Origin of the sequence: Alcaligenes sp. MMA (assembly GCF_020907215.1) — a bacterium.
GTDB classification, from domain to species: domain Bacteria; phylum Pseudomonadota; class Gammaproteobacteria; order Burkholderiales; family Burkholderiaceae_B; genus Alcaligenes; species Alcaligenes aquatilis.
The window spans coordinates 180,639-203,914 of record NZ_JAJJPP010000003.1 but is presented as its reverse complement, the minus strand read 5'-3'; the positions used below and the strand labels follow the sequence as shown (position 1 = coordinate 203,914).

Annotated in this window: 20 protein-coding genes; 10 read left to right on the top strand and 10 right to left on the bottom strand. The window is 57.9% G+C overall.

What is annotated here, in order from left to right; genetic code table 11:
• Positions 1-75: 75 nt before the first annotated feature.
• A complete protein-coding gene (locus LNA76_RS13485) occupies positions 76-960 on the bottom strand; it encodes a LysR substrate-binding domain-containing protein (protein ID WP_230019263.1) in 885 nt (294 codons plus the stop codon).
• 152 nt (positions 961-1,112) lie between these two features.
• On the opposite strand from LNA76_RS13485, the gene phnD reads away from it, so the two are divergent.
• From phnD to phnX, 5 genes are read left to right on the top strand one after another with little or no spacing between them, the layout of a single operon-like run.
• On the top strand, positions 1,113-1,964 hold the full coding sequence (gene phnD, locus LNA76_RS13480; protein WP_442778989.1) for a phosphonate ABC transporter substrate-binding protein: 852 nt from the start codon (positions 1,113-1,115) through the stop codon (positions 1,962-1,964).
• Positions 1,961-2,782, top strand: coding sequence for a phosphonate ABC transporter ATP-binding protein (gene phnC, locus LNA76_RS13475; protein WP_230019262.1), 822 nt, complete (start codon positions 1,961-1,963; stop codon positions 2,780-2,782). The genes phnD and phnC overlap by 4 nt, the downstream gene beginning before the upstream one ends.
• A gap of 26 nt (positions 2,783-2,808) precedes the next feature.
• Entirely contained in the window at positions 2,809-3,600 is a 792-nt protein-coding gene (gene phnE, locus LNA76_RS13470) for a phosphonate ABC transporter, permease protein PhnE (RefSeq protein WP_395013916.1), read from the top strand.
• 24 nt (positions 3,601-3,624) lie between these two features.
• Positions 3,625-4,737: an iron-containing alcohol dehydrogenase PsrA gene (gene psrA / locus LNA76_RS13465; protein ID WP_094197683.1), complete on the top strand. Its 1,113-nt coding sequence runs from the start codon at positions 3,625-3,627 to the stop codon at positions 4,735-4,737.
• A 46-nt stretch (positions 4,738-4,783) separates the two neighbouring features.
• Positions 4,784-5,626 carry a phosphonoacetaldehyde hydrolase gene (gene phnX, locus LNA76_RS13460; protein ID WP_094197682.1) on the top strand — a complete coding sequence of 281 codons (843 nt, stop codon included), beginning with the start codon at positions 4,784-4,786 and terminating at the stop codon, positions 5,624-5,626.
• 78 nt (positions 5,627-5,704) lie between these two features.
• Here phnX and LNA76_RS13455 read toward each other — a convergent pair whose 3' ends face one another.
• The 5 genes from LNA76_RS13455 to LNA76_RS13435 all read right to left on the bottom strand — a co-directional run bounded on the left by LNA76_RS13455 (position 5,705) and on the right by LNA76_RS13435 (position 12,406).
• Positions 5,705-6,598 (bottom strand): LysR substrate-binding domain-containing protein, encoded by an 894-nt coding sequence (locus LNA76_RS13455; RefSeq protein ID WP_094197681.1) that lies wholly within the window; start codon positions 6,596-6,598, stop codon positions 5,705-5,707.
• Positions 6,599-6,657: 59 nt separating this feature from the next.
• Entirely contained in the window at positions 6,658-8,805 is a 2,148-nt protein-coding gene (locus tag LNA76_RS13450) for a phosphocholine-specific phospholipase C (protein ID WP_230019261.1), read from the bottom strand.
• A gap of 73 nt (positions 8,806-8,878) precedes the next feature.
• Positions 8,879-9,118, bottom strand: a complete 240-nt coding sequence (locus tag LNA76_RS13445) for a hypothetical protein (protein ID WP_230019260.1) — start codon at positions 9,116-9,118, stop codon at positions 8,879-8,881.
• 11 nt (positions 9,119-9,129) lie between these two features.
• A complete protein-coding gene (locus tag LNA76_RS13440; RefSeq protein ID WP_230019259.1) occupies positions 9,130-11,376 on the bottom strand; it encodes an alkaline phosphatase family protein in 2,247 nt (748 codons plus the stop codon).
• Positions 11,377-11,458: 82 nt separating this feature from the next.
• Positions 11,459-12,406 (bottom strand): LysR family transcriptional regulator, encoded by a 948-nt coding sequence (locus LNA76_RS13435; RefSeq protein ID WP_094197677.1) that lies wholly within the window; start codon positions 12,404-12,406, stop codon positions 11,459-11,461.
• A 182-nt stretch (positions 12,407-12,588) separates the two neighbouring features.
• Between LNA76_RS13435 and LNA76_RS13430 the strand changes: the two genes are divergently transcribed.
• Both LNA76_RS13430 and LNA76_RS13425 read left to right on the top strand, forming a co-directional pair.
• Positions 12,589-13,689: an alkene reductase gene (locus LNA76_RS13430; protein ID WP_230019258.1), complete on the top strand. Its 1,101-nt coding sequence runs from the start codon at positions 12,589-12,591 to the stop codon at positions 13,687-13,689.
• A 31-nt stretch (positions 13,690-13,720) separates the two neighbouring features.
• Positions 13,721-14,743, top strand: coding sequence for a zinc-binding alcohol dehydrogenase family protein (locus LNA76_RS13425; RefSeq protein WP_230019257.1), 1,023 nt, complete (start codon positions 13,721-13,723; stop codon positions 14,741-14,743).
• Positions 14,744-14,879: 136 nt separating this feature from the next.
• Here LNA76_RS13425 and LNA76_RS13420 read toward each other — a convergent pair whose 3' ends face one another.
• Complete coding sequence (locus LNA76_RS13420) at positions 14,880-15,407, bottom strand: DUF2478 domain-containing protein (RefSeq protein ID WP_108728583.1); 528 nt, start codon at positions 15,405-15,407, stop codon at positions 14,880-14,882.
• A gap of 341 nt (positions 15,408-15,748) precedes the next feature.
• Here LNA76_RS13420 and LNA76_RS13415 point away from each other — a divergent pair, with 341 nt between their 5' ends.
• Positions 15,749-16,498, top strand: coding sequence for an IclR family transcriptional regulator (locus LNA76_RS13415; RefSeq protein ID WP_094197673.1), 750 nt, complete (start codon positions 15,749-15,751; stop codon positions 16,496-16,498).
• A gap of 334 nt (positions 16,499-16,832) precedes the next feature.
• On the opposite strand, the gene LNA76_RS13410 is transcribed toward LNA76_RS13415, so the two are convergent.
• From LNA76_RS13410 to acuI, 3 genes are read right to left on the bottom strand one after another with little or no spacing between them, the layout of a single operon-like run.
• On the bottom strand, positions 16,833-17,585 hold the full coding sequence (locus LNA76_RS13410; protein ID WP_230019256.1) for an enoyl-CoA hydratase/isomerase family protein: 753 nt from the start codon (positions 17,583-17,585) through the stop codon (positions 16,833-16,835).
• Complete coding sequence (locus tag LNA76_RS13405; RefSeq protein WP_094197671.1) at positions 17,582-18,733, bottom strand: CaiB/BaiF CoA transferase family protein; 1,152 nt, start codon at positions 18,731-18,733, stop codon at positions 17,582-17,584. The genes LNA76_RS13410 and LNA76_RS13405 overlap by 4 nt, the downstream gene beginning before the upstream one ends.
• A 47-nt stretch (positions 18,734-18,780) precedes the next feature.
• Complete coding sequence (acuI, locus tag LNA76_RS13400; protein WP_230019255.1) at positions 18,781-19,767, bottom strand: acrylyl-CoA reductase (NADPH); 987 nt, start codon at positions 19,765-19,767, stop codon at positions 18,781-18,783.
• A gap of 341 nt (positions 19,768-20,108) precedes the next feature.
• Between acuI and LNA76_RS13395 the strand changes: the two genes are divergently transcribed.
• Positions 20,109-21,107 (top strand): Bug family tripartite tricarboxylate transporter substrate binding protein, encoded by a 999-nt coding sequence (locus LNA76_RS13395; protein ID WP_121739557.1) that lies wholly within the window; start codon positions 20,109-20,111, stop codon positions 21,105-21,107.
• Between the two features lie 34 nt (positions 21,108-21,141).
• Entirely contained in the window at positions 21,142-23,244 is a 2,103-nt protein-coding gene (locus LNA76_RS13390) for an acetate--CoA ligase family protein (RefSeq protein WP_230019254.1), read from the top strand.
• Positions 23,245-23,276: the final 32 nt, after the last annotated feature.

Genomic DNA, 23,276 nt, shown 5'->3' with positions numbered 1-23,276 from the left:
GCAGAAAATGGACGAAACCCATCGCTGACTGTCATGGCCTTCTTATGCACAGTAGCCGAAAGCTCACAAATACGTCTATGTCGGCGTTTGTATTTGCTTGCGTAATCCCAAAGCCTCAGTGAAAAATTGGGCAATCATTCGGCTCTCCCGGCGTTCGGTCAGACAATACAAATAGGTGTCGGTGCGCACGGGATCGCCTTGAATACGAACCGCTTTGAAACGATGGTCCGGGATGAACTCCGCCTCGGACACCGTCCCCACGCCCAGTCCTCGGGCGACGGCTTCACGCAAGGCTTCCCGGCTGCCAATTTCCATGACGGCACGGGGCCGGACATTTTCTTTTTCCAGTGCTGCTTCCAGGCAGGCGCGTGTGGTGGAGCCCGATTCCCGCTGCAGCAAGGGAGCGTCCTGCAAGGCAGCTAAAGGCACACTGTCGTGTTGGGCCAAAGGGTGTGACAAGGGGGCGAACAAAATGACAGCATGGCTGGCGTAGTGTTCGGTGTGAAAGGCCGCATCCTCGCTGGCTCCGGCCAGCACGGCAATATCGGTGGCGTAGTCGGCCAGATCGGCCAGCACCTGTGCTGAGTTTCCCATATGAATAGAGATGTCCACGCCGGGAAACAGTCGGTGATAGGCCTCCACCATTTCAATGACATGAAAAGGGCCGACTGCGCCAATACGCAGTCGGCCTACGTGCAGTTTTCCACTGTCATGCAGCAGGTTGAAGGCATCGACTTCCAGTGCGCCCAGTTGCTGCGCGACCGGCAGCAGCGCCATCCCCACCTGGGTCAGTTGGACACCTCTGCCCCGACGATGAAACAACTCCACATCATGTTGCTGTTCCAGCCCCTGTACTTGCTTGGTTACGGTGGGTTGGGCCAATCCCAGGGCGCGGGCCCCGGCGCTGAAACTGCCATGGCGGGCAACAGCCAGAAAGGCACGTAGGCGTGCGGCAGACATATAGACTCCATCTATAGATAACTGATGTTTTGAATCTTAAATCCATAATATGAAGGCAATGTGATCTTTCTACTATGTCGGCATTCCTCCTACAAACCTCAAGGACGACTGCCGTGAACAAGAACGTATTTCAGACAGCCCGCCGCTCTTTTATCGCGGCAAGTGCCGCTACCATTGTCTTTTCGGTGTTTGGGACTGCCGCCCAGGCCACCCAGGACACCTTGACGATTGGTCTTATTCCTGCCGAAGACTCGCAGGCCATGATCGAATCGAGCAAGCAGGTGATTGAGCAACTGGAGCGCGAGTCCGGTATGAAGGTCGAGCCCTTTGTGGCCACAGACTACAACGGCATTATCGAAGCCCTGCGTGCCAAGAAGCTGGACGTGGCCTACTTGGGACCATTCTCTTACGTGCTGGCCAACTCGGTGGCGGATGTAGAAGCCTTCGCAGTCGCCGTTACCAAGAAAACAGGTAAAAGCGCCTACAAGAGCTTGATTGTGGTGCGTGCCGATAGCGGGATTGACACGGTGGATCAGTTGAAAGATCGCACCTTCGCCTTTGTAGACCCTAGCTCGACGTCCGGCCATCTGTTCCCTAAAGCCGGTCTGGAAAACGATGGTTACAAGCCTGAAGAGCTGTTCTCCCGTGTGGTGTTCTCCGGTTCGCACGATGCCAGCTTGCTGGCGGTAGCCAACAAGAAAGTGGATGCTGCTGCTGTGGCCGACCGCATTTACGCCAGCGCGATTTCCAAAGGCCAATTGGCTCAGGATGATTTGAAAGTGGTGTGGTCTTCCAACGATATTCCCGAGTCGCCCATGGTCTGGCGCAAGGATCTGGACCCCAGTGTGAAAGAGAAAGTGGCCAAGGCCTTGGCCAACATCAAAGATGTACCTTGGGGTGATCAGGGCATGTTGAATGGTTTTCAGGCGACTGACGATGCTGCTTACAACGTAGTGCGTGATACCGCCAAGGTGCTGAACCTGGATCTGCGGAGCATGAAATGATCCGTTTGCGTGGCCTGAACAAAAGCTATGGCTCCAATGATGTCCTGTGCGGTGTGGACATGGATGCACAAGCCGGTGAGTTTCTGGTTGTGCTGGGTCAGTCCGGAGCGGGCAAGTCCACCTTGCTGCGCTGCATGAACCGGCTGGCGCAGGCCGATACAGGAGAGATGTCGGTGGCTGGTATTGATGCCATGTCGGCTCAGGATACTCGGGCCTTGCGTCGCCAGGTTGCCATGATTTTCCAGCATCACGATGTGGTGCCTCGTTTGTCAGTGCTGCGCAATGTATTGACCGGGCGTTTGGGGGCGGTTCCCGTGTGGAGCTCGATCCTGCAACTGTTCAGCCGTGCTGATATTGCCTTGGCCAAAGAATGTCTGGAGCGGGTGGGGCTGGCGCATAAAGCCCAGGCCCGCACGGATTCCTTGTCGGGTGGCCAGCGTCAGCGTGTGGGCATTGCCCGTGCCCTGGCGCAGCGTCCCCGCATCATTCTGGCTGATGAACCGGTTGCCAGCCTGGACCCTAAAACAGCCCGTCTGGTGATGCGTTATTTGCACGACGCCAGTCGGGAACTGGGTATTACCGTGGTGTGCAACCTGCATCAGGTCGATTACGCCCGTGAGTTTGCCGACCGTATTGTGGGCCTGGCCCATGGTCAGGTGGTTTATAACGGCGCTCCTGATCTGATGACGGAAGATGATCTGACCCGTATCTATCCTGGCCCGGAGCCAGGGCAGGGCGGTGCGCACTCCCAAGAGGCAAATGAGGCCGCGGCCTCCTTCCTGAACGAACCACTGGCCATTGCGACCAAGGGAGCCTGATCATGGAACATAAGTATTCCTGGGTCATGTCCACGCCTACGAGTGTTAAAAGCTGGGTCACTACGGCTGTGTTGGTCGCGGCGATTGTCGTGGGGCTGCAATGGAGTGCGCAAGGTGCACAGTTAAGCGCCGCCGAGTTTGCGGCTGGCCTGCCGCAGATTGCTGACTTTTTAAGCCGCACCTTCCCGCCCGACTGGAGTATTTTGGGCAGTCTGGTCCCGCCTGCTATCGAGACGATTCAGATCGCGATTTGGGGCACGGTACTAGGTGTGCTGGGAGCCGTTCCGGTGTCGTTTCTGGCGGCCCGTAACTTGAATGTCAACCGTTATCTGTACAGTTTTACCCGTCAAAGCTTGAACGTGATACGCAGTATCAACGAACTTATCCTGGCTTTGGTGTTTGTGGCTGCGGTGGGGCTTGGGCCTTTCCCGGGTGTGCTGGCTCTGGCTGTCCACGGTGTGGGGATGCTGGGCAAGTTTTTTGCGGAAAGCATAGAAGAGATTGACCAAGGTCCGCTGGACGCTTTGCGTGCCACTGGCGCGCGCCCCTTGCAGGTCATTGTGTTCGGGGTGTTGCCTCAGGTGATTACGGCCTGGATTGCGGTGATTCTGTATCGTTTTGAGGTCAATCTGCGTTCGGCCACCGTGCTGGGCATGGTGGGGGCCGGTGGTTTGGGCTTTGAGCTGGTCAGCAGCCTGAAACTGTTCAAGTATCAGGAAACCGCAACCTGCATCGTGGTCATTACGGTGATGGTAGTAGTGGCTGACCTGATTTCCAATCGCCTGCGCGAGGCTATTCGCAACAACGGCCGCGATTGATCGCCGTTTTTATTCGAGATTCTTATGTGGCATTTTTTCAATCCCGTTCAGATTGATGCTGGCAATGGTGCGTTCGAGCGTTTGCCTGAACGCTTGGGCGGCCGCCGGGCCATTCTGATTGCCTTTCCGCAGGCTCGGGAGCTGGGGCAGTGCGAGCGCCTGCAAGCCTTGTTGGGTGAGCAACTGGTTGCGATTGAAACCGATATTCAACCGAATCCGGATGTGTCCTGGTTGGCGCCGTTGTACGAGCGTCTGTGGCGTGACTACCCTGAGGCTGAGTGCATTATCGCCTTGGGAGGCGGCAGTGTGATTGATTGCGCCAAAGCCATGTTGACCAGCACCCCTTCGGGAACGTTTGCCGAACTGCTCGACTGCTTGTCGGGCAACACCAGCCTGAGCCAGCCTCCAGGGCGGGTGCGCAGCCTGATTGCCGTGCCCACCACGGCAGGAACCGGGAGCGAAGTAACCCCCTGGGCAACCATTTGGGATAAGGGGCAGGGGCGCAAGTACTCCCTGCATCTGCCCTGGACCTGGCCTCAGGCCGCGATTATTGATCCGGCCTTGATGTGCAGCCTGCCCGCTGGCGCTACTTTGGCCAGTGGTCTGGATGCCTTGTCGCATGCGCTGGAGTCCTTATGGAACGTGAATCGCAATCCCGTGTCGGCCAGCCTGGCGGTATCGGCAGCACGACAAGTGATCAGCAGTTTGCCTTTGTTGATGCAGGATCTGTCCAACCTGGAGCTGCGTGCTCAACTGGCTGTGGCAGCAGCGATGGCGGGCCTGGCTTTTTCCAATACCAAGACAGCTCTGGCGCACTCCCTGTCCTATGACCTGACTCTGGAGCAAGGCTTGCCACACGGCATTGCATGCTCCTTTAGCTTGCCGCACGTCATGCAGATGGCCTTGGGCCAGGATGAACAGCTGGATCAGTTTTTATTGTCGATTTTTGACGCTCGCAACGGACCACAAGCCGTCTCGGCCTTGAGTGGTTTTTTGCAAAGTCTGGGGGTCAGCATTGATCCGGCCAGCTACGGGGTATCGCCCGAACAGTGGCAACAGCGCATTGCCCAGGCACTGCAAGGACCACGCGGACGTAATTTTATTGGTGCACATGCTCTGGATGCAGTGCAGGTATAAATCGGTTTTTAAGCCGGCTTGTTTTTAGGACTGAAGGTTGCAAACAATGACTCAGAATTTCAATGCGCTCAATACGCTGATGTCGGACAAGGTCGAAGCTGTCATTTTTGACTGGGCAGGCACGCTGGTCGATTTCAGCTCCTTGGCACCGACGCAGATTTTTGTAGATGCCTTTGCCACATTTGGCATTCAAATCAGCCTGGAGCAGGCCCGTGGTCCGATGGGTTTGTCCAAGCGTGATCACATCCGTACCTTGCTGGCCACCGAGTCGATTCAGAATCAGTGGTTGGCTCAGTTCGATCGTGCGTCTACCGATGCCGACATTGACGCTATCTATGAGCGTTTTATGCCTATGCAGATCGAGAAGGTAGCGGAATACTCGGCCCCGATTGAAGGTGCGGCTGCTGTGCTGGAAGAGTTACGTGCCAAGGGTATCAAAATTGGTTCTTGCTCCGGCTATCCGCGTCAGGTGCTGGATGTCTTGTTGCCCGCCGCTGCCAGCCAGGGCATTGCGCCGGACTGCATTATTGCCGGTGATGAGTTGCCTGCTGGTGGCCGACCTGGCCCCTTCATGGCACTGGCCAATGTGCTGGCTTTGGGTGTGGGCGATGTGCGTCGCTGCATCAAAGTGGACGATACCGTACCGGGTATTGAAGAAGGCCGCCGTGCCGGAATGTGGACGGTAGGGTTGAGCTTGTCGGGCAATGAAGTGGGACTGTCCCTGGAGGAACTGGCTCAAACGGATCCGGCAGAGGTACAAGCGCGGGTGGAGCGTGCCAGTGAACGTTTGCGTCAGTCGGGTGCTCATTACGTAATTGAAACCGTGGCCGATTTCCCGGCTGTGGTGCAGGCGATCCAGGCACGTCTGGCACAAGGCGAGACACCCTGATTCTGTGGGGGCATTGAATCAGGCCTGGTAAGAAGGGCGGGGCGACAAGCCCCGCCCTTTTTGCTGCCTGCTTGTTGTTCAGGCAACGGTACTGGCGACGGGCAGGGCGCTTTGATGATGAGCGATTGCATCAAAAAAGGCAGCGACCAAACGAGATTCCCGACGCTCGTGCAAACAGCAGACGTGGATCTGCGTCCAGACCGGCTCGTTTTGAATACGCACCACACGCAAGCGCGGGTCTGGCACGTATTCGGATTCGGAGACCGTGCCCACTCCCAGGCCGCGAATAACCGATTCGCGCAGGGCTTCGCGGCTGCCTATTTCCATGGCCACATCTACCTTGATCTTGCGTTCGTGTAAGGCGTCTTCCAGTGCCTTGCGCGTTGTTGAGCCTTCTTCGCGCATCAGCAAGGGCTCACCGGCCAGCTCCTCCAGTGCAATGTTATTGCGTCGGGCGAAAGGGTGGTCTTGGCGCACAAAGGCGATGACCGGGTAGCGAGCGTAAGGTTGCATGTAATAGCGGCGCTGTGGCTGGCAACTGGCAACCACGCCAACATCGCAGATGTATTGATCCAGATCGTCCAATACCAATTCCGAGTTGCCCAGTTTGACGGACTGCTTGATGCGTGGATATACCGCATGAAAGGATGCGATCAGCTCGGTGACGTGATAGGGGCTGACGGCACCCAGCTTCAAGGTGCCGTAATGCAGTTTGCCACTGCCATCGAGCATCTGGCGCATGTCGGATTCCAACGAGATCATGCGCCTGGCCATGGGCAGCATTTCCAGCCCCAGGGTAGAGAGCTCGACGCGTCGGCCGCGGCGGTGAAACAGCTCGGCCCCATAGTCGCGTTCAATGATTTGAATTTGTGAACTAAGCGTGGTGTGGCTCATGTTCAAGGCCCGCGCGGCGGCTGAAAAGCCGCCGTGCTGGGCCACCATGACGAAGGCCCGTAATTGGTTGAGCGTCATCGTACTTCTCTAACAGTGCTTTCCGGAACGGACCTTGACATTGTGCCTGGGCAGTATGACTAGCGTGCGACACCCATGGCCGGGTCGCTGATGCCATCCCGGCCAGTTTCCAGGCGACCGGCAAAGCGGCGCTCGAAGGACTCACCCATGGTGGCGGTGAAGTCGTACCAGTTGCCCGAGACTTCCAGCGACCAGCGTGCATCCATTTGCATGCCCGGATCAACGGTGTAGACCCAGGGGCCATCCTCGCGATAGGCGTTGGCGCTCACCGTGACGGTCGCGGCCTGATCCCCCATATTCATGATGGTCAAGGACACGGCATTGGCCTGGGGCTCGTAGCACACACGCACTTCTGGTTTGGGGCCTTGGCGCAGCGCGTGGATGTTGCCCTTGAAGTGGCGATGGTAGCCGTTTGGCCCCAACACCCACAGGCTGTAGTTGCCCTTGTGATCTGCATGGATGGTCCAGGCGTCCGAGATGATCTTGTTGGCCTCCACCGTAAAGCGTCGTGGATAGTCCGAGAGTTGCAGCTCGTCGTACACATGGAACACGGTGCCTTGCGTGCCGGTATTGCTGAACGTTAACCAGACCTGCTCTTTGTCCAGGTCCACATTGGCGCTGGTGTGCAATTGGTAGGGCAGGGCGCGTGAAGGGCGCAGCATTAAGTCCTGGCTGGGCATGGGCTCTGTGCCCACAGGGGGCATGGGCACCTTGCCTGCACCGGCTTGCTGGCTCAAGGTTGCGTCTGCCTGTTCGCGCGTCGGTGCTGGACTCAAGGCGGGTTTGGAGGCATTGGGCGATTTGAAATCAAAGCAGGAACGCATATCGCCGAATACGGCGCGGCGCCAGGGGCTGATATTGGGTTCTTGCACACCAAAGCGTTGCTCCAGAAAGCGCAGTACCGAGGTGTGGTCAAACTGTTGGGAATTGACCCAGCCACCCACGCTCCATGGGGAAATAATCAGGGTGGGCAGACGTGGGCCGGCCCCGAAAGGGCGGCCATCGGGTGCTACCTTGCGCGAGTCCCCGTCAGGGGCAGGCATGGTGTAGTACTCATTGGAGACATCTACCGTGGACTTGCCTTCCAATGAGCCATCTCGATTGCGCCACGGAGGAGCAGGAGGGGGCATGTGGTCAAAGAAGCAGTCGTTCTCGTCGTAGTTCACGATCAGGACGGTCTTGCTCCAGATCTCGGGTTTTTCGGTCAGAATGTTCAGCAGTCGCTCCAGATACCAGGCGCCCTGGCCGGGCACACCCATGCTGGGGTGTTCACTGTAGGGGCCGGGGGCCACAATCCAACTGACCTGTGGCAATTGGCCCATGTTGATGTCATCGGCAATGGCTTGCAAAAACCCGCCGTCAGGCATGGTGTTGCCAAAACCCTTGTACAAGGGGGAGAGAGCTTCCATTTGAGGGGAGTATTCGGCATCAGGAGAGCCTAGTGCGGCCAGGTCCTCATTCACCTTGCGGTAGGACGCAAAGGCCACGAGCTGGTTGTTATTGCTGTTGTTGCCGGGGCGGTTGTACACCTTCCAGCGCACACCGGCCTCTTGCAGACGCTCTGGGTACGTCGTCCAATCCAGACCATCGTCGGACGGGCCCAGGCGACCCCAGTTCGAGTTGGTCACGCAGGCGCGATCAATCAGATTGGCCCCGTTACTGCCACTCCACAAGAACATGCGGTTGGTGAAGGTGCCGGTATTGATAGAGGTGTGGTAGGCGTCGCAAATAGTAAAGGCATTAGCCAGTGACCAATGAAAGGGCAAGTCGGACTCTTTCAGGTAGCCCATAGCGACGTTGGTGTACTTGGCTTTGGGCCAGTTTGCCATGCGACCGCCATCCCAGGCCTCCTGCTGGTCGTTCCAGTCGTGTGCGCCGCCAACACGCAAGGCATTGCCTTTGGTCGCATCCAGGTAGTAGGGCTGCACCATGCCATTGGTGCCTTGCTGACGCCAGACCGATTCGCCCGATGCCATCGGGATGGTGATACGGTCGCTGAAACCGCGCACGCCTGGCATGGTGCCGTAGTAGTGATCAAAAGAGCGGTTTTCCTGCATCAGGATAATGACGTGCTCGACGTCATTAATCGTTCCCGTGGCGTTATTGGCGGGGATAGCCAGCGCCTTTTGAATAGCAGGCGGAAAGGGGCCTAAAGCGGCCGCACTAGCAGCCAGTCGCAGAAAATTACGGCGATTGATGTGAGTCATGGGGAAAGCCTTGTCGATAAGTGGTTGGAGTGGAGCCAGGCAAGGACATCTGTCGTGCCGGGCTGCCATGCGCTTAAGGTGCGCAGTCCAATTGCGAGTTCGGGGTGGGCGGCGTGCCAAGGTCCGTGCCTTGCTCCCCTTGAGAGCCCGTGGCCGGGGGCGTCACAATAGGCACTTGCTCGCTGCTCGAGCCTCCTGTGCCGGGCGGGGGTTCGGCAGCGCTGGAGCCTCCGTCACTGCAGGCGCTCAATAGCAAAGCAGTCATGCCGATGGCCAGGGCACTGCGTACAGCGCGTAAATCAAGAGCGTTCATGGTGGCCTCGCTTAGTGTGTGCTCAGGCTGGACAGGGGTTTCTTGGACCAGTAGATCGAGCTCAGCTCCTGCTCACTTAGGACGCGGTTCCACATGGCCAGGTCACCAAACATTTGCTGGGTGGGCGGAGCAACCGAGCATTGGCCAACCGTATAGGGAGGTTTGACCGAGCCATTGCACTTGTTCATCAGGAACGTGCCGGTGCCATCGTCGCCAATACCCCATTGTGGGTAGGGCGAGAGCTTGGAGACATCAACTGCACCCGTGGATTTGTTGGTAGCCACGCGCATAACCTGCTCGGTAGAGGGATCAAACACGCGCATGTTCATGGTCTTGGCAACACCGTCCACCGAGAAAGCAAGGTGCACCCACTTACCTACTGGAATCTGGGTGTAGGGATTGGTTGGGCCGTCGGCACGTACTCCACCCGAGCCAATATTGAAGGCAATGCCGCACTGGTTTTGGATGCCACTGTTGAACAAGCCAATGGCGACACCGGCATTGGCACCACTGACGTAGTTCTTGTTGGATAGGACCGTGACGTTGTTGCGATCGATGCACTTGGGCACCTGATACCAAAAGCCAATGGTGAATTGCGGGTTGCTGCCCGTGGAGATGTCAAAGCCTTGGGCCGGCGTCATGCGATAGCCTTCCAGACCTTCTTCGGTGACATAGTTGGTGTCAACCAGCAAGCCATGCGTGCCTGTAAAGGGACCGGGCACGACCAGACCGGCCGCATTGGGCAGGTCGTTGGAGGCCGGTGCCATGGTGCTGTTTTTCTGCGCGTCTACAGGGGGCAGGTTGGCGCTAAAGGGATAGTAGGAGACCAGGCCATTGAGCAGGGAGGCTTCCAGAGGGACGGGAGGCAAATACGAGATGGGCGGGCTGAACAGACTGCGCCAGGCGGCATCGGTGCCTGAACCGGCCTGCACGGTGTAGTCAAACTGGTAGGTGCCTCGGTCAGACAGACCAGCGGTGGCCTGGTTGTCGGTATAGCTTTGTGTGCCAGCCGGTAGGCGTGACGCGATTACCTGGCCGTCCCGCAAAATATCGATAGAGGCATCGGCGGGGGCTTTCCAGTCCAGTTTGATTGCAACGGCAGAGGAGTGGTTGTCCAGCACCGTGGCTTGCAGACTCGTGACCGCTTGTGGGCCTAGCAGGCTGCTGCCATCGAGCTTGTAGTCGGCAGCCGGGGGCAGCTTGTCCAGATACCGCATGATGGTAGGGGCCACATCCACCAGGCTGTTGTATTGATACAGCTCGGGCAGCGTAGCGGGCACGCTGGCACCAATGCCCTGTTCTCCTGTGTTGACGGCCTGATTGATGGCCAGGAAGGTGGTGGACTGGGGCAGCAAAGGCAAGCCATTATCCTGGCCGTGTTCGCTCAGGCCATGGCTACCGGTCACGATCACCAGCCACTCGCGGTCTTTTTGCTTGGCAGCAGCGTCCAGCAAGGTGCCGATTTCCTTGTCCAGCTTGCTTAAGGTAGCGTTGTAGCCCGGTGATTCAATGCCGAAGTCCAGCGCAGCATCTTTGGCAGCGCGATACTGAACCAGAACCTTGCGGTAGTCCCCTTTGATCATCGTCAGGGCCTGGCTGGAGACGCAGGACAGGGTGACGGTTTGTGGAGAACAGTCGGCCAGCTCATGCAGACGCTCGGCATCGTGGTCGGCCTTGAGCAAGTGTGCCAAGCCTTTGGATGCCACGGCTGCAGCATTCTGTCCGTTTTGCTCGGAGTGGAACAGGCTGTTTTGGCGCAGCACCTGATCCGGCGCGGTAGACACGACGCCATGACGGTTGGCCCAGGTTCCGGTCAGCAGGCTGGCCCAGCTGGGCATATCCAGATTGGCTTGTTGGCTGGGGGTGCCGGCGACGCCACCGCTGTAGGCCAGTTGTACTTGCAGCTTGGCCAGATTGGGCAGGCTGCCATCGGCAATGCCTTGCTGCACGGCCTGGTAGGTTGCCCCATCCAAATTGATGATCAGGGCGTGGCGGGTGCTAGGGGTATCCGGCTTGTCCGGGTTGACGGGTGTTTCGGGCTCCGCTTCCTGGTCGTTGCCTGTGCCGGACCCGCCACAAGCAGCCAAGGTAGCCGATAGGGTGGCCACGGCGAGGGCTTTGAGCAGACCGGGTTTACCAAAGACAGGCCGGGACAGGCCTTGGAAGGGCAACGCATGGCTGCCCGGATGGGAATTTTCAGAGGGAGAAGGAAAACCGGGCCGCTGGGAGGCGGAGCGGGCCGTGTGCGCATGTCTCATGATTCGATAGCCTTGTCACTGATGTTGGGGAAAGGGTCGATCGAATTAGAGCAAGGCAGGATGACGGCCTTGGGTCGATATCCTAGACGTTCATCGTCGTTCCTGTGTGCTTTTTCGGCAGATGGGGCGACTGCTCCCAGCGTTCCAGGCGTTCCTGCATGAACTGATGCAGCTGGCGCAGCAAGGGGGTAATTTGCTGCCGTCCGGCAGCCAGCAAATACAGGGGGGTGCTCTCGCCCAGCCAGTCCTCGCAGATAGTGCGCAAGCGGCCATTGGCAAGGTCCTGGGCCACGTCGAAGTAGGATTTGTAGGCGATACCTTTGCCCAGCAAGGCCCAGCGCCGGACGACATCTCCGTCGTTGGAAACATTGACTGCCCGGACTCGGACAAAGGTAGCCGCTTGACCAGTACGCTCAAATTTCCAGCGATCATGAACATCGTCTCCCAGCATGAAGCACAGACAGTCGTGCTCCTGCAGTTCCAGAGGGGAGGTGGGGGTGCCGTGCTGCTTCAAGTAGGAGGGGGCGGCGCACAGTACCCGGCGGTGTGTCGGCGCTAAAGGCATCGCCACCAGATTGGAGTCTGCTGGATGGCCATAGCGAAAGGCGGCGTCAATGGGTTCGCTGTACACGTTGGCCAGCCGGTCGGACAGATGCAGGCGTATGTCTATGCCCGGATTGGCATCCTGAAATTCGTTTAACCAAGGCAACAGCACGTTGCGTCCCAGGTCAGACGGTGCGGCCAGCTTCAGTTGGCCACGGGAGCCGGGGCCACCGCTGGCCAGTTGCAGGCTGGCCTGTTGCAGGGCGGACAGGGCGGGACGGCATTGAGCCAGGAACACTTCGCCTTCAGAGGTCAGCCGCAAATGGCGGGTGGAGCGCAGGAAAAGCTGTACGCCCACTTCCGCCTCCAGGCGCTTGAGTGCCGCGCTGGCCGCTGCCGGTGTAATGCCCAACCCTCGCGCTGTGGCCGATAGGCTGGCAGTGTCTGCGGTGCGAACAAAAATTTCCAGATCCTGCAGTGCTTTCATGGCGTGTCTCGCTGGGCTGAGTTCAACGTGTTTATGCTGAAAAGTGAACTAATGGGATTAATTATGATGCGATTTTCAAAATATTTTTGAAAATCGTTTCAAGCAAAGGCCTGTTTTTCTAAAGAGTCTGAAAAGGCACACTGTGATCCACACTTCCACTTTCTTGATGAGGGTTGCAAATCATGGCTTTAGAGACATCTGTTTTGTTTTCGGCGTTAAACGTGGGCAGCTTGCAGCTACCGAACCGTATCGTGATGGCTCCCATGACGCGTAGCCGTACCGATCAGCCGGGGGATATTCCGAATGCGTTGATGGCCCAGTATTACGCTCAGCGTGCCAGTGCAGGTTTATTGATCAGCGAAGCCACGCAGATTTCTCGGCAAGGGCAAGGCTATAGCTTCACTCCCGGTATTTACACTCAGCAGCAGGTGCAGGGCTGGCGCTTGGTAACAGACGCCGTGCACCAGGCCGGTGGCCGGATTGTCTTGCAACTGTGGCATGTAGGCCGGATGTCTCATGCCAGCTTTCATGCCGATGGGCAGACTGTGGCTCCCTCGGCCTTGTCGCCTCAGGCCCAGGTTTGGGTCGTGGGGGAGGATGGGGTGGGGCGGATGCTGGATTGCCCCGTGCCGCGTGCTCTGACCGAGCAAGAGATTGCTGCCGTGATTGAGGACTATCGCCAGGCGGCTGCCAAGGCGATACAAGCCGGTTTTGATGGCGTGGAAATCCATGGGGCCAATGGCTACCTGATTGATCAGTTCCTGCGTACCACCTCTAACCATCGTGAAGATGTGTATGGCGGCAGTGTGGAAAATCGTGTTCGCTTTGCCAGAGAAGTGGTCGAAGCGGTAGCGGGCGAGATCGGGGCAGAACGCACCGGTATCCGTTTGGCTCCCTTTATTACGCAGCGCGCCATGAACTGCCCCGAAATCATCCCCACCATTTTGCATTTGGCGAAGGTATTGGACGGCAAGGGTTTGGCCTATATCCACTTGTCAGAGGCGGATTGGGAGGATGCGCCTGAGATTCCTGATGATTTTCGTCACGCCTTGCGTGCCCATTTCTCGGGCCGAATTATCGTTGCGGGCAAATACGACGCCGACAGAGCCGAGCAGATTGTAAAGAGTGGCCTGGCGGATCTGGTGGCATTTGGCCGCCCCTTTATTGCCAATCCAGATTTGCCAGCACGCTTGCGTCATCAGCTTCCCTTAGCCAGCTTCGACCCCCACACCTTGTTTGGAGGTGGCGCACACGGCTACACCGATTATCCGAGCATGGCCTAAGACAGACGACTGATATTAAAAAGGAAAAAAGATGAAAGCGATTGCCTACAAAGTCCCTCAAGCGATTGAGCAGCTCGAGTCCCTGTTGGATGTTGAGTTGCCCGACCCGGTGGCCACAGGCCGTGATCTGTTGGTGCACGTACAGGCGGTGTCGGTTAATCCGGTCGATACCAAGGTTCGGGAATCGGCTCAACCTGCGGAGGGTGAACAATACAAGGTGCTGGGTTGGGATGCCTGCGGGATTGTGCAGGCGGTAGGACCACAAGTGAGCTTGTTTCAGCCTGGTGATCGCGTCTGGTATGCCGGTTCCATTGCGCGCCCTGGCACCAATAGCCAACTGCATTTGGTGGACGAGCGTATTGTGGCGCATGCGCCCAAAACGCTGAATTCTGCGGCGGCGGCTGCCTTGCCCCTGACCACCATTACGGCCTGGGAGATGCTGTTTGACCGCTTGGGCGTAGCCCCAGGAAAGGCCCCTGCCGGCAAGACTTTACTGATTGTGGGGGCGTCTGGTGGTGTGGGCTCTATTTTGACGCAGTTGGCTTCCCGCTTGACCTCTTTGACCGTCATTGGCACTGCTTCCCGCCCTGAAACCCAAGCTTGGGTGAAGGAGCTGGGCGCGCATCATGTCATTGACCACAGCCAGCCTTTGGCAGCGCAACTGGAGCGCATCGGGCATCCGGAAGTGGATTATGTCGTCAGCCTGACGCATACCGATCAGCATTTTGACCAGCTCGTGCAGGTCATTGCCCCGCAGGGGAAATTCGGTTTGATTGATGACCCGGCCAGTCTTGATGTGGGCAAGCTCAAACGCAAATCTGTGTCTTTGCATTGGGAATTCATGTTTACCCGTTCCTTGTTTGGCACGGACGATATGCAGGCCCAGCACCGTTTGTTAAGCGAAGTCGCAGCCCTTATTGATGCGGGCTTGATACGTACTACCATGACGGAGCGTTTTGGCAGTATCAATGCCAGCAATATGAAGAAAGCCCATGCCTTGATCGAGTCGGGCAAGGCAAGGGGCAAACTGGTTCTGGAGGGGTGGGGCCAGTAGCACCAAGCTGTGTTCTAGCCTTTAGCAGGCTGTAGGCTTACTGCTGTTCAGGCGTGGAGCTAGTTGATAAGGGCCGGCCGCATGGCCTTGGGTGGCTTTGCAGGTTTTGTGAGGGCAATCGTGTCAGGTGGCCGATTCAGGCTGCCTGACGGCTACTCTCGAACCAGTTCCACAGTGCCTGGCGCTCTGGCGCCAGCTCCACGGCCAGCCCACCCGTAAACTCACGCCAGGCAGGCAAATAGGTGTGGGCGACCACGGTCAACACCGGGTAGCCTTGGTCGATCAAGGCCATGATTTCATTGTTAAAACCCTGGCCGTCTGCTTCCATGATGCCAAAGCGATTCACAATCACCAGATCGGCAGGGCTTTCCAGCGCCTGCCGCAGCACTTCGCTGGCTTCCAGCAAGGCGCCAATATCCAGACAGCAAGCCGTGGATTCCGAACCCAGGTTCTGGGTGATGGGATAGAGCGTGCCCTTGTCCAGATCCTGCACGGTGCGCAGGCTATGACCTTCCTTCTGGATTTCCGGGCCTTGCACCAGACCACAGACGCGGTAGTTTTTCGCGCGCAACTCCTGCACGAATTCCAGCAGCAAGGCGTCGGCACTGCCTTTGCCTGCATGCACGATGGCCGCAAGGGCAAAGGGCGTAGAAGGGGTGTCCATCGGGGTTGGGCTCCAGGCGACTGTTGAGTTTATGGATTAAAGACACGTTGTACACGCTTTTAGTAATCGCTGGGAAGCGGCAAGTGGGCCTGGGTTTGCTGCCGCACTGCATGGGCCTAGGCGGGTATTCAGACTGAAATATGTTCAACACTGATGATCCTGATACCTGAATATCATGACCTGTTCCGGCTGGTGTTCGCCCATGTCAGGGGCACTGAAGAATAAGTAGGGCCAGAGCTGCTTGCTTGTTTCGATTTTGAATCAGTCTTGTCACCACCAAGGGCCTAGGCCCGGTTCCATGAGACAATTCATGCACTTTTAGTGATTGATGGGATATTCGATTGGACAAGACTTTTGTTAAGGGCCTGGTGCTCCTGGAAGCCCTGGCCAAGCACGAACGAGGCTCGGGTGTGACCGAGCTGGCCAATCAACTGATGCTCAATAAAAGCAATGTGCATCGACTGTTGCAGGCGCTGGTTCACCAGGGTTTTGCGCGCAAGAACGAAGACACCGGGCGCTACGAGCTGACCATGAAACTGTGGGAGTTGGGCTCGGGCTTGGCCAATCGGCTGGATGTACGCGTGGAGGCTTTGCCCTTCATGAAAGAGCTGGCCGAGCAAACCCAGGAAACAGTGCATTTGTCGCTGCTCGATGGGGTCGAGGTGCTGTATATCGAAAAGATCGACAGCCCGCAGCCTGTGCGTGCCTACACCACCGTGGGCGGACGCTCGCCTGCGCAATGTGTGGCAACGGGCAAAGCGATGTTGGCCTGGGCCAGTGAAGATACCTTGAATCTGATCAAGAACCGTCTCAAACCTTATACGCCGCGTAGCCTGGTCAAGTTTGGTGATTTGCGCCGTGAACTGGAACAAGTGCGCGAACAGGGGTATGCGATTAACCGGGGCGAGTGGCGTGAGCAGGTCGTGGGTGCGGCTGCACCTATTTACGACAGTCGGGCAATGGTGGTGGCGGCGTTGGGCATTTCCGGGCCTGCCGAGCGCCTGGAAGAAGCGCGACTGATTCAGGCCGGTAAAACCTTGATGACGGCAGCGGCGCAGATCTCGCGCCGCTTGGGTTATAGCGGTCGCTAAGCCGTTCTAGAAGACAGGTTCCGGGCTGGATGAAACAGCCCGGATTTGAACTGCTGTTAAAACTTGGATGCTTTGCCCATTTTTTGTCGCCGGGCCGCCCCAAGACAAAAACTCCCCCTTGGGGGGCAGCAAGCCGAAGGCGCAGCGTGGGGGCTTTTTTTGTCGCCGGGCCGCCCCAAGACAAAAACTCCCCCTTGGGGGGCAGCAAGCCGAAGGCGCAGCGTGGGGGCTTTTTTTGTCGCCGGGCCGCCCCAAGACAAAAACTCCCCCTCGGGGGGCAGCAAGCCGAAGGCGTAGCGTGGGGGCTTTTTTTGTCGCCGTTCAATATCAGCGTTCAAGACTTTGCGGCCTGTCTGAAGGCCGCGATTCTTTCCTTGATGCCGGGTGCGGAAGCCGAGCGCACCAAGGCTGCCATATCCCGATCAGCCTGTTGTGGGCAACCCGTTAACTGATGCAGATAGGTGCGACTGCTCGCGTCCAGCAAGCCTGCTGTTTGTTGAGCTTGCTCGATGACCGCAGGCCACGCGTCGGACTCTTGCGTGTCGTCAATAAATCCCAGTTGTTTTGCTGTGGCAGCATCAAAAACCTGGCTTCCTGCCAAAAGTTGATGAGCCTGCTGACCGCCGATCAGGGCCGCCAGTCTGCCAGTTCCCAAGGCTAGCCCAAACTGCAGTCCAGGCATGCGAAAGCGCGCGTCCGCGCTGGCCACGCGCTGACGGCAGACAGCAATCAAATCCACGCCTGCGCCGAAGTTTTGCCCATGCGCCAGGGCCAGGGTGGCGCACGGTGTGTGGGCCAGCCTCTGCAAGAGGGTTTCGATGCGGATAAAGCGCAGCACCAGATCCCCCTCGCTTTGCTGCTCGTAGTCGCTGAAGTCAAAACCGGCACTGAAATTACGGCCTTCACCGCGCAAGATCAGCAGATCGGCCTGGGCCTGTTCTGCGGCCTGCACGGCCGCGATCAGGGCTTCGACTAGCTCGGCCGACAAGGCATTGCGTTTGTCGGGCCGGTTTAGCGTCAGGGTCCAGACTTTGCCCGCGCAGTCCACGTTCAGGCTGGGGCTGCGGCTGCAATACGGCGCTGTCATGGGGTGACTCCGTGCAAGATGCTGTCGTTATGTTCGCCCAGCGCGGGGGGGGGCAGACGGACGGGCAAGCCCACCCCATTGATACGCAAGGGCGAGATAAAGCTGCGGGTGTCCGTATCCGTACCCGGCAGGCGAATGTTTTGCACCCATTCCATATGTTCGACCTGCGGGTCGCGCAAGACGTCGGAATAGCGGTTGATGGGGCTGCAGGGTACGCCTTGGGCACGGAATTGGGCCAGCCAATGTTCGCAGTCGTGCTGCACAAAAATGGCTTCCAGCAATTCACGCAAGGCGTCTTGATGTTTGGCGCGCAGGGTGGTGCTGGTAAAGCGTTCATCCTCGGTCAGATCCGGGCGTTCAACAACCTGACAGACAGAGCGCCACAGCGCGTCGTTGCCTGCGGCCATGGCGAAGTAGCCGCCTTTGCACTGGAAGGCCTGGTAGGGCGCATTGCGTGGATGGGCGGAGCCCAGCTTGTCCGGGTCGCGGCCACTGCCGAAATACTCCGAGGTTTGCAATGCAGCGATGGCTAGTGTGGTCCCCAGCATGGGTACGTCTATATGCGCGCCCTGGCCGGTGGCACGAGCTTGTGGCAAGGCGGCGCTGATGGCAAAAGCCGCATATAAACCGGCAGCAAAATCGGCCAATGGGACCCCGCATTTAACCGGGGCACCGCCTGCCTCGCCGGTGACGCTCATCACCCCGCTCATGGCCTGAATCGTCAGATCGAAACCGCCTTCTTGCGAGCGTGGGCCGCTTTGTCCATAGGCGGAAATGGAGCAGTACAGCAGTCTGGGGTTAATAGCTTTCAGACTCTCGTAGTCCAGTCCTAAACGTTGCATGACGCCGGGCCGGTTGTTCTCCAGCAAGACATCGGCATTCAGCACCAGTTGGCGTGCCTTGGCCACATCGTCAGGGTTTTTCAGATCCAGCGTCACCGAGCGCTTGTTGCGGTTTAGCGAAGCAAAGTTCTCGCTGTAGCCCTGGTTGATGGGCGGCCAGCTTCGTAAGGTGTCTCCCCCTTTGGGGTGTTCGATTTTGATGACGTCAGCCCCCATATCGGCCAACAACATACCGCAGTACGGGCCAGCGGCCACATTGCAAAATTCCAGTATCCGAACCCCGTTCAGGGGCAATGTCGTATCCATGAATCAGCTCCAGAGCGTGATATAGGTAGATGGGGGCCGACAGGGCCTTAGGCGTTCACATCAACCACGATGCGGCCGCGTACTTTGCCCTCCAGTAGCTGACTGGCCTGATCAATGGCTTGAGACAGGGCGATGGTGCTGGCGCCGATGCGCTCCAGGGCCTCGATGGACAAATGCTTGGCCAGCAAGTCCCAGGCCGCCAGGCGCTCGGGTTTGGGGCAATGGACGCTGTCCACACCGATCAATTGCACGCCGCGCAAAATGAAGGGGGCCACAGAAGCGGGGAAGTCCATGCCCTGGGCCAGACCGCAGGCGGCCACTGCGCCCAGATATTGTGTGCCTGCGCAGACATTGGCCAGGGTGTGGCTACCCACGCTGTCAATGGCTCCAGCCCAGCGTTCCTTGCCCAGCGGTTTACCAGGTTCGCTTAAGGTATTGCGGTCCACAATCTCGTTGGCGCCCAGGGCCTTCAGATAGCTTTCTTCCTGAGGACGGCCCGTGCTGGCCATCACGGTGTAGCCCAAGGCATGCAGCAGGGCTACGCTGACACTGCCTACGCCACCGGCGGCACCCGTCACCAGAATGGGGCCTTTGTCGGGTGTCACGCCTTGGCGTTGCAAGGCACGCACGCACAGGGCAGCGGTGTAGCCGGCGGTACCAATCATCATGGCTTGCTGGGTGGAGAAGGCTTCGGGCAGCGGAATCAGCCAATCGCCTTTCACGCGGGCCAACTGTGCCAGACCGCCCCAATGCACTTCGCCCACGCCCCAGCCGTTCAGCACCACTTTTTGGCCGGCGTTGAAATTCGGATCGCTGCTGTCGGTGACCGTACCGGCAAAGTCGATGCCGGGCACCATGGGGAACTGGCGCACCACGGGGGACTTACCCGTCATGGCCAGGCCGTCTTTGAAGTTCAAGGTGGAGTAGTCGATGCGAACCGTGACCGAGCCGTCGGGTAGAGCAGATTCGTCCAGGGATTGCAGGCAGGCCTTGTATTGGCCGTCGGTTTTGTCGATGACGATGGCAGAGAACATGAATGAATTCCTTCGATCAGTTAAAGGGTGGTGTTCTGATATTTGGAACTGCGTTCTTAAAAATGACGTAAAAAATCGGTGTTTTCATTGTATCTAGAAGTGCGTTGCGGTCAAGCCCAACGCGACATGATGATTGAACTGGGGAAATCCCGGAGGGGATTAATAGTTGACACTTGAAATCAAATCTCCCACTATTTGAACCGTTGTCCTCAGTTGCTTGTGTTGTTGCTGTCTGTTGTACTCGCGCCGTTTTCACGGCATTTTTAAGATCAAAAACAAGAACAGCGTTCTATATAGTGGAACAATAAGAGAGAAAAACTCTCACACAGGAGGCAAGGATCATGTCTAATTCTTTTTTTTCGCGTACAGGGTTTTTACGCACAATACTGGTTTCGGGTCTGGTGGCAGTGAGCAGCTTTTCTGCCCCGGCGGCCATCGCGGCCGATACCTATCCCAGCCGTGAAGTCACTTTTGTGGTTCCCTATCCCCCCGGCGGCAATAGCGACAATCTGGCGCGCGTGTTTGCCGACCGTTTGCGCGTCAAGCTAGGCGTTCCCATCGTCATTGAGAATCGACCCGGTGGCACGACGTCGATTGGGACTTCCATCGTAGGTCGTGCCAAACCTGATGGCTATACCTTGTTGCTGGCCACCAGCACGGCTTTTACGGTGCTGCCCTATATACGCGATGTGCCGTATGACCCAGTCCAGGGCTTTGAGTTTATCGGCAGCCTGGCGGGTTATCTGCCCATCATGACGGTCCGTAATGACTTGCCTGTCTCCAATCTGAAAGAGTTTGTTGAGTTGGCGCGCAAAGAGCCTGGAACCTTGACCTTTGGCTCTGCAGGCATTGCGTCGGGAGGTCATTTGGCCGGCGAGATCTTGAAAAATTCGCAAAAACTGGATCTATTGCACGTCCCCTTCAAGGGTTCAGCGGACACCATGACGGCCTTGCTGGGCAAGCATGTTGATTTTTTTATTGATGGTGTCGGGCTGGAACTGGTGAAAAGTGGTAAAGCCAAGGCCTTGGTCACGTATGCCAGTGTGCGCCACCCCGAATTGCCAGATGTGCCCACTCCCGGTGAAGAAGGTTTTGAGCTCGCTTTGCCTTTTGAAGGCTTCTGGGGGCTGGCTGCGCCCGCCGGCACGCCCGAGCCGGTCATACAGAAATTGGCCAAAGCCACGGAAGAAATCCTGGCCGAGCCGCAAACCCAGGAGCGTTTTCATCGCATCAGTGTCAGCGCCAGCTGGAAAGATGGGCAAGCCTATGCCAAAGATCTGGAAAAAAGCCGCGCCTATTACCGCGAGCTCCTTAAGACCATCAAGATGAGCGATGAGTAAACGCTTACAGAACCCCCAACAGGAGAAACATGGGATGGAGACCGTCACTTGCGTCAGCACACTGGACGCGTTGCTGGACCCGGCATCCATAGCCTTGGTCGGCGCCTCGGAGGATCAGTCCAAGTTTGGTGGGCGACTGTTTCGCATGTTGCTCAAGCACGGTTATGGCGGCAAGGTCCTACCCATCAATCCCAGCCGCAGCAGTCTGTTTGGTTTGCCTGCTGTGCCCGGTCTGGCTGCGCTGGACAGTGCTCCGGATCTGGCCGTGTTTACGGTGGGAGCCGATACCGTTTTGGAGCAGGCACAGATTGCGGCCCAAATGGGGGTGCGCGGTCTGCTGGTGATCTCTGCAGGCTTTGCCGATGCAGGCGAGCGAGGGCTGGAGCGTGAGCAAGCCTTGCTGCGTATCTGTCGTGACTCGGGCATGCGCCTGATCGGCCCTAACTGTTTGGGCATGATCAGCCCCAGCCGCAATCTGGTGCTGTGTTCTTCGCCGGTGCTGGACAGAGACAGTCTGCCGGAGCGGCCTATTGGTTTTGTCAGCCAAAGCGGTGCCTTGATGACCACGTATTTTGATCGGGCATGGGCGATGGGCGGCGGCTTTACCTATGGCTTCTCGGTGGGCAATCAGGCGGACCTGGACCTGTGCGACTTTGTGGATTTCCTGATTGATGATCCCCAGACGCAGGTGATCTGTACCTATATAGAGGGCATTAAAGATACCCAGGCTTTGCGTCGTACGGCTCGCCGGGCTCAAGCCGCAGGCAAGCCCTGGCTGGCCGTTAAGGCCGGGCGCTCCAGTGCGGGCAAGGCAGCCGCCTTTTCGCATACCGCCAGCGTAGCGGGGGACCATGATGTGTTTGCCAGTGTCTGCCGCGATGAAGGCATCAGCCTGATGGACGATATGGGAGCCATGCTTTTGTTGGCAAACAGCATGGTGCGCTTTACCAGCAACAAGATTTCCAAGGTCGCGATTGTGACACCGTCAGGTGGTGGAGGGGCCTTGGCTGCCGATGCCTTGGCAGACCACGGCGTGGAGCTGTCCAACTTTTCTGCTTCTACCAAGCATGCTTTGGCCGCCCACTACCCGGCCGGGCAGGCGGATAACCCGGTGGATTTGGGAGCGCGTCTGACTCAGGACTCCACCGAGGTAGCCCGCGCCACCTTGGATGCCTTGATGCAGGATCAGCAAAGCGATGCGGTATTGATTACGGCCTCCATGTGTCCGCAGGAGTGGATGGCGGCTCTGATTGAAAAAATCATCCATCCCGAACCGCATTGGGCCAAGCCCGTCATGGTGGCCTTTGATGCCGGTGCAACGTCCGAGCCTTTGCGGCAGAAGCTGGCCCAGCACGGCCATGCGTATGCCAGCTCCAGTCTGGAGGCGGCCTTGGCCTTGTCGGCCTGGAAACGTCATGGGCAGTTTGTGTCGCGTCAGGCGGCTTTGCGCCCCAGCGCTTGCCAGGCTCCTACCGTGATGCCGCGTGGTGTCCTTAATGAAGACCAGTCCAAGCGTTTGCTGGCGCATTACGGTTTGCCGGTGAATCTGGGTCAGGTATGCGAGGACGTGGAGCAGGCCGTGGCGCAAGCGGAGCAGATGGGCTATCCGGTGGTGATGAAGATCGTCTCTCCCGACATCGTCCATAAAACCGAAGCGGGCGGGGTGGCGCTGGATGTGGCCGACGAGGCCAGCTTGCGACGTGATTTTGCCCGGCTCTACGCGAATGCCAAAGCCTATAAAGCGGATGCCCGTCTGGAAGGTGTTTTGGTGCAGGCCATGGCCAAGGGCGATGTGGAATTGCTGATCGGCGCGCGCCAGGATGCGCAGTTTGGCCCGGTGGTGGTGTTTGGTGCGGGCGGCATTCTGGTGGAAATGTTGTCAGACCGGGTCATTGCGGCCGCACCGCTAACCTTGGCTGATGCGGACCGGCTCTTGTCCACCTTGATGATCGACAAATTGTTGAAGGGGTACCGGGGGCGCATGCTGGATCGGGCCGGTGTGCTCGATGCGATTGTGCGTGTCAGCTTTCTGGCCCACGACTTGCGCGATACCGTGTTTGAACTGGATATCAACCCATTGATCGTGGCGGCCACCCGTTGTCATGCTGTCGATGCCCGCCTGTCCATAGGCACATAAAACCAATACTTATTCTTTGAAAAATACCCAGG